Source organism: Asticcacaulis biprosthecium C19 (assembly GCF_000204015.1).
Lineage (GTDB): Bacteria > Pseudomonadota > Alphaproteobacteria > Caulobacterales > Caulobacteraceae > Asticcacaulis > Asticcacaulis biprosthecius.
The window spans coordinates 815,751-821,724 of record NZ_GL883077.1 but is presented as its reverse complement, the minus strand read 5'-3'; the positions used below and the strand labels follow the sequence as shown (position 1 = coordinate 821,724).

The 5,974-nt window shown below is 62.2% G+C and carries 7 protein-coding genes; 3 read left to right on the top strand and 4 right to left on the bottom strand.

The window, feature by feature from the left end; genetic code table 11:
* Positions 1–61: 61 nt before the first annotated feature.
* On the top strand, positions 62–499 hold the full coding sequence (locus ABI_RS26585; RefSeq protein ID WP_374188339.1) for a GcrA family cell cycle regulator: 438 nt from the start codon (positions 62–64) through the stop codon (positions 497–499).
* A 30-nt stretch (positions 500–529) separates the two neighbouring features.
* Here ABI_RS26585 and apaG read toward each other — a convergent pair whose 3' ends face one another.
* A complete protein-coding gene (apaG, locus tag ABI_RS04130) occupies positions 530–925 on the bottom strand; it encodes a Co2+/Mg2+ efflux facilitator ApaG/CorD (RefSeq protein ID WP_006271583.1) in 396 nt (131 codons plus the stop codon).
* A gap of 72 nt (positions 926–997) precedes the next feature.
* On the opposite strand from apaG, the gene ABI_RS04125 reads away from it, so the two are divergent.
* Entirely contained in the window at positions 998–2,047 is a 1,050-nt protein-coding gene (locus ABI_RS04125) for a 2'-deoxycytidine 5'-triphosphate deaminase (RefSeq protein ID WP_050808187.1), read from the top strand.
* A gap of 170 nt (positions 2,048–2,217) precedes the next feature.
* The gene (locus tag ABI_RS04120; protein WP_006271581.1) at positions 2,218–3,066 is read left to right on the top strand and encodes a DUF817 domain-containing protein; all 849 of its coding nucleotides are present in this window, start codon (positions 2,218–2,220) and stop codon (positions 3,064–3,066) included.
* Here ABI_RS04120 and ABI_RS04115 read toward each other — a convergent pair.
* From ABI_RS04115 to ABI_RS04105, 3 genes are all read right to left on the bottom strand, one after another.
* Positions 3,063–3,362, bottom strand: coding sequence for a winged helix-turn-helix domain-containing protein (locus ABI_RS04115; protein WP_006271580.1), 300 nt, complete (start codon positions 3,360–3,362; stop codon positions 3,063–3,065). The genes ABI_RS04120 and ABI_RS04115 overlap by 4 nt on opposite strands.
* 1 nt (position 3,363) lies before the next feature.
* On the bottom strand, positions 3,364–4,626 hold the full coding sequence (locus tag ABI_RS26095) for a hypothetical protein (protein ID WP_006271579.1): 1,263 nt from the start codon (positions 4,624–4,626) through the stop codon (positions 3,364–3,366).
* A gap of 72 nt (positions 4,627–4,698) precedes the next feature.
* Positions 4,699–5,919, bottom strand: coding sequence for an acyltransferase family protein (locus ABI_RS04105; protein WP_040308563.1), 1,221 nt, complete (start codon positions 5,917–5,919; stop codon positions 4,699–4,701).
* Positions 5,920–5,974 lie beyond the last annotated feature (55 nt).

The window sequence follows — 5,974 nt, the reverse complement described above, 5'->3', positions numbered from 1 at the left end:
AGCGACCTCGCACGCGCAGGCGCCGAGTCATGCCGCGCCGCAGCCGCGCCGCGCCGAACCGGTGATTACGCGTCCGGTCATCTCGACTCCGGTCGTGCCCTATGTCGAGAGCCCCGGCACGGCGACCGTCCTGACGCTCGGCGCCAAGATGTGCAAGTGGCCGATTGGCGATCCGTCCTCGGACAGCTTCTCCTTCTGCGGCCGCCGCGCCGACGACGGTACCCCTACTGCGTCGAGCATGCCCGGGTCGCCTACCAGCCGTCGCAAAAGACCAAGAAGCGCGACACCGGCACCGACCTGTCGCGCAGCCTGCGCCGCTATCTGTAAGAGACTCCGTCTCGCAGCTTTTCGCCAAAGCTACAATTCAACCCCGTCAGTCATGCTGACGGGGTTTCCTTACGCCCGCGCGGCAAATCCATCTCATGAGGCGCTTCAAACTCCCTCCTCCCTACGAAGTGGGGAGGGGGACCCCGAAGTGGTGGAGGGGCATCTTGCATAGGCGCGGTCATCTTACCGCGTCAGAAAGAGATCAGTTCAGCACCCGCCGGATATCGGGCAAATCCAGCGAAAAATCCGGAATCGTCACCCGCAGCGCCACGCCGTCATCGCGTTCGAACATGTAATAGCCGCCCATCGAGCCCGATGGCGTCGGCAGCGGACAGCCCGACGAATAGGTATAGGCCTGACCCGGCCGCAGAATCGGCACCTCACCCACGACGCCCGGACCTTCGACCACCTGCACCCGGCCCAGCCCGTCCATAATGTCCCAGTGCCGCGTCTTCAACTGCACCACCTCATCAGATCCATTGATCAGGGTGATGTGATAGGCCCACAGATAGCGGTCGTCGTGACCGCTTTCCTCCTGGGGAACATAATCGACCTCGACGCTGACGGTGATACCGTGACTGGTGTGCTGATAGGGCATGCTTATCTTCTTGCTGAGACCGGCGACCTCTCTTAAAGATTGAACCTCATAAAGAAAAGAGACAAGCCCTTCATGACTCCTGTTTCCGCCGTCGCCGACCTTTCTCTTGCGCCAGATACTTTGCCTCAAGGCATCCTGCCGATGCAGCGTCTGGCGGAACTGGTCGCGACCGGCGTCGTTTCCAGCGATACACCCTTCGACGACGATCAGATCCAGCCGGCCAGTATTGACCTTCGCCTGGGTGCCCGCGCCTGGCGGGTCCGCGCCTCGTATCTGCCGCGCGGACGCACCGTGACCGAACGCCTGCCCGATGTGGTCATGCATGAGATGGATCTCAGCAAGGGCGCCGTCTTCGAATCCGGCTGCGTCTATATCGCCGAGCTCCAGGAGCGGCTGGACCTGCCGCGCGGCGTCACCGCCCGCGCCAACCCGAAGTCCTCGACCGGTCGCGTCGATGTCTTCGTGCGCCTGCTGTCGGACCGTGGCGCGCTGTTCGACGATGTCGTGGAAGGCTACAGCGGCCCGATCTATGTCGAAATCGCCCCTCAGACCTTTTCGGTCCTGGCCCGCACCGGCACGCGGCTGAACCAGTTGCGCCTGAAACGCGGCCATTCGCCCAAGCTTTACACCTTCGATTGCGGCGTCGACCTGACCGGCGAACTGGTCGGCTTCCGTGCCCGCCGCCATGCCGGCATCATCGACCTGGACCATATCGAAGGCCACGACCCGCGCAAATACTGGGAACCCCTATACCAGAACGCCGGCCAGCTTCTGCTGGATCCGGGCGAGTTCTATATCCTGGCGTCGAAGGGCAATGTCGAGATTCCGGTTCTGGAAGCCGCCGAGATGCTGCCGATCGACCCCAGCGTCGGCGAGTTCCGCGTCCACTATGCCGGCTTCTTCGACCCGGGCTTCGGCACCAAGGAGGCCGATGCCCTGGGCTCCAAGGGCGTGCTGGAAGTGCGCTGCCACGAGACGCCCTTCCTGCTGGAAGACGGTCAGACCGTGGCGCGGCTGGTCTATGAGCCCCTGACCGAACGCCCGATCAAGCTGTACGGCGAAACCGGCTCGACCTATCAACGCCAGGGCCTGAAACTATCGAAGCACTTCAAACCCTGGTGAACACATTTAAGCTAGCTGCATCAACACCTTCTCCTCCCCACGTGTTGGGGAGGGGGACCGCTCGAGTGAGTGGAGACCTGAGGCCAACGGCCGATGGTCGCAGCGAGTGAGGTGCGGTGGTGGGGTTTCTTACTTTGCTCAGGACGACTGAATATGGGACGGGGAGGTAGATGACCACTCACCCCCTAGCACCCTTTCTGCAACCCGCCCGGCGTTGGATCCGATCGACCCTGCGCCGCCTGCCTGAACCTCGGGCCGAGTTCGTGCTGTTCGGTCTGAAGATGGCGTGGTCGTGCCTGTTCGGCGCCGCCATGCTGTTCCTGATCATCGTCACCGCCCCGCTCTGGCCCGATAACGCCCCCGTCCATCGCTATGATTTTCTGCTGCTCTGCGCCGTCCTGATTCAGGCCGCGTTACTATGGACCCGGCTCGAAACCATAGACGAGGTCAAGGTCATCTTCCTTTACCATGTCACCGGCACGGTCATGGAGATCTTCAAGACCCATATGGGGTCGTGGACCTATCCGGAAGACGCCATCTTCCGTATCGCCGGTGTGCCGCTGTTCACCGGCTTTATGTATGGCAGCGTTGGCAGCTTCATCGCCCGCGCCATCCGCGTCTTCGACATGCGGTTTTCGCACTACCCCAAGGCCTGGATGACCTGGCTACTGGCCGTGGTCATCTACGTCAACTTCTTCAGCCACCACTATGTCTACGACATCCGCTACCTGCTGTTTGTGGTGACGGCCGCCATGTTCCTGCGCTGCTTCGTCTTTTTCCGCATCGACCAGCGCTTCCATACCATGCCATTTCTGCTGGCCGGCACGCTGACCGCGTTTTTCCTGTGGCTGGCCGAGAACATCGGCACCTTCACCCGCACCTGGCAGTATTATGGCGCGGGCGACGCCTGGAAGCCGGTCAGCCTGCACAAGATGGGGTCATGGGGCCTGCTGCTGATCATCAGCTTCGTGACGGTATCGCTTGTTTTTCGGCCCAAAGCCCCGGACGACAACGCCTAACGCTTCTCGACCAGTTTCGACAGCGCTTCCAGATAGCCGGCGAACGCCGCCCGCCCGGCCGTCGTGATATGCGCCCGCGTCAAGGGTTTGCGCCCCTGAAAGCTCTTGACGATCTCGACATAACCGGCCTCTTCGAGCTTGCGCAGATGGACCGACAGGTTACCCTGGGTCGCGTCCAGAAGCGCCTTCAGTTCGTTGAAATCGGCGGCCTCGGCATCCATCAGATAGGCCATAATGCCCAGCCTGAGGCGGCCGTGGATCGCGTCGTCCAGCCGGTTGACGTCGAAGCCTGACACCCTATCCGCCCCTTCCGGTACGCGACATGACATAGCCCGGCGCCGCCATCAGCGCGAACATGGCAATGCCGAATACGAACAGATAATTGCCGATGTCCGTGATCAGGAACCCCATCGTGACAGCGGTCAAAAACCATCCGGCCGACACCGCCGCCAGCCACAGCTTGCGCCGGACGACGAAGGCGACGTACCAGCACGCCCCTTGGAAGGCCGATACCACCGCTGGATACAGCAGCCAGATGAGCTGGCTTTTCTCGCTCGCTGAGACATAACCCAGGCACACGCACATCGACAGATTGGCCAGCCCAGCGCTGCCGAAGGCACCGTTGATGGCGCGGGTGGCGGCACCGTGCATGCTGTCCTTGCGATCACGCCACATCATCCAGAACATGGCCGCCAGGAACAGAACGGTGGGCGCGAAGCCTATGAACACATAGGCCTCGGTCGGCCACGTCAGCTGAAACGCCATCTGCACCCAGAAGCCGAAGCATTGCAGACCATAGAGCACACCGGCAATCAAAAAGAGCTGACCCGCCCCCCTTTGCGCCTTGGGGCCTTCGGTGACCAACGCCTTAAGAAAAGCCAGGTCCTTGTGCGCTCCACCGGCCGAAGGTTCACCGGCGTCGTCGGCCTTGCCCGGCCGCGCCATGATCAGGCCAGGTACCACCATCAGCACCAGCAGGGCGATACTCAGCAGCAGGAGATATCCCGCCATGTTGCGGATCAGGAAGCCCAGCGCCATGGCGGTTCCCCACCAGCCGAACGCCACCCCCAGCAGCCACCATTTCCGCCGCACCATGAAGGCGATATACCAACACGCCCCCAGCGCCGCGCACGACACCGGCGGATACAGCAACCAGATCAGGAAGTTCTGCTGCGTCGCCGAGACGTAGCCAAAGACAAGGCACAGAGCCAGATTGGCCAGGCCCGCGCTGCCGAAAGCCGAGTTCAGCGCCCGCGTCGCGACACCCTGACCGGCCTCGTTGCGATCGCGCCAGAACACCCAGCCGATAAACCCGACCAGCACCGCGATCGGCGCAACGGCGACCGCTATCTGCAACCAGCCCGGCCATTGCCAGCCAAGCATGATCTGAAGCCAGTACAGGAAACACTGCGCGCTGTAGGCGGCGCCGGCGACGGCAAAGACCTGGCCCGCCGTAACCTGGGCCTTCGGACCCTGGGACACGAGACTCTTGAGAAAGGCCAGATCCCCATGTGCCTGGTCCTTTTGGGCGTCTTCCTTTTGCAGGTCCGGGGCTTCCATGCGCGTTTCCTGTGACGAAGCCCCCGGATGGCAAACCACCCGGGGGCCGTTGAGTGGGGACTTCCAGGCCACTTACGCGTCCTGGAGGACGGGGTCAGCGCCTTTTTTGACCTTGCGGCGGCGGCCGTTGAGAATCGTGCCGATGAAAGTGTACCGCACCACAAGCTGGTAGCTCAACAGGGCGACCAACAGGGTGCCAACAATGATCGGGGCGAACTTGGCTTCGACCGGCCAGGCCAGATCCTTAACCAGGTACTGAAACAGCATGACCAGCGGGATATGGACGATATAGACCCAGTAGGACGAGTCGGCGAGATAGCGGATAGCGTCATTCTGCTTTTTCAGGATGAGACGCGCGCCGCCGATCAGGAAGAAGGTCCACGACCACGCCGTCAGCGGGTACAGCAGGCAATACAGCGGATGGTCCGAACCCTTGACCAGTTCACCCGACGGCGCGGCGCCGCCGTTGAGCTGAATCAACAGCCAGGTGCCGATGATGGCGCTGAGACCGTAGGTCCACAGATAGCGCGACATGAAGTCGAGCAGGTCGGCGCGACGGTGCAGCCACCAGCCGACGACGAAGGCCGTGGTGTAGCCTGCAATCGCCATGGCATTGGGGATCAGGCCGGTATCCGGCGTCAATATGCCCAGCCACTTGTTCCACGAGTCATTGAAATAGAATGTGGCAGCCAGCGGCAGGACCAGCGGAAGGCTGATCAGTCCGGTCTTCATGAGGACGCCAAACACCTTGTCCAGCATGCGGCCCAGCGGCGCGCCGATGCGGGTGACGTCGGTGACGACCTTCACCACGGCCATGCCAAAATAGAGCAGCAGCAGGGCGTAGAGGAACCACAGGTGGGTCAGCGGGAAGGTGTCGACCGTCATGGGCGGTTGCGGCGGCGGAGGCGCGGCAGGTGTTCCCGGCGGTGGCATGTTGGCCAGGATCGCCACCGTGATGATCGCGGCCAGGACCAGCGGCCAGAAGGCGACCAGCGGAATGCCCACGCGCTTGAGACGGTTGCGAAGGAAGGCGCCGATATTGCCATCACGCTTTTCCAACAGCAGGCGGGCAAAGAAGCCGGCCAGGACGAAGAAGGTCGTCATGCGGAAAATATGGATGATGTAGAAGGCATAGTTGGCGACCGGGCTGGTGGCAACGTCGCCGACGATCCAGAAACGCGGCTCCATCAGCGACATGACGCCGTGCAGGACAACGCCCAGGAACAGGGCCAGCGCGCGAACAGCGTCGAGATCGTTCCAACGCTCCCCGCCGGATTGAACAGAAGTGGTCATGATGGGTCTCCCTGCCCAGCAAGCGCATCCCGAAAAGTGTGACGCACTTTTCGGA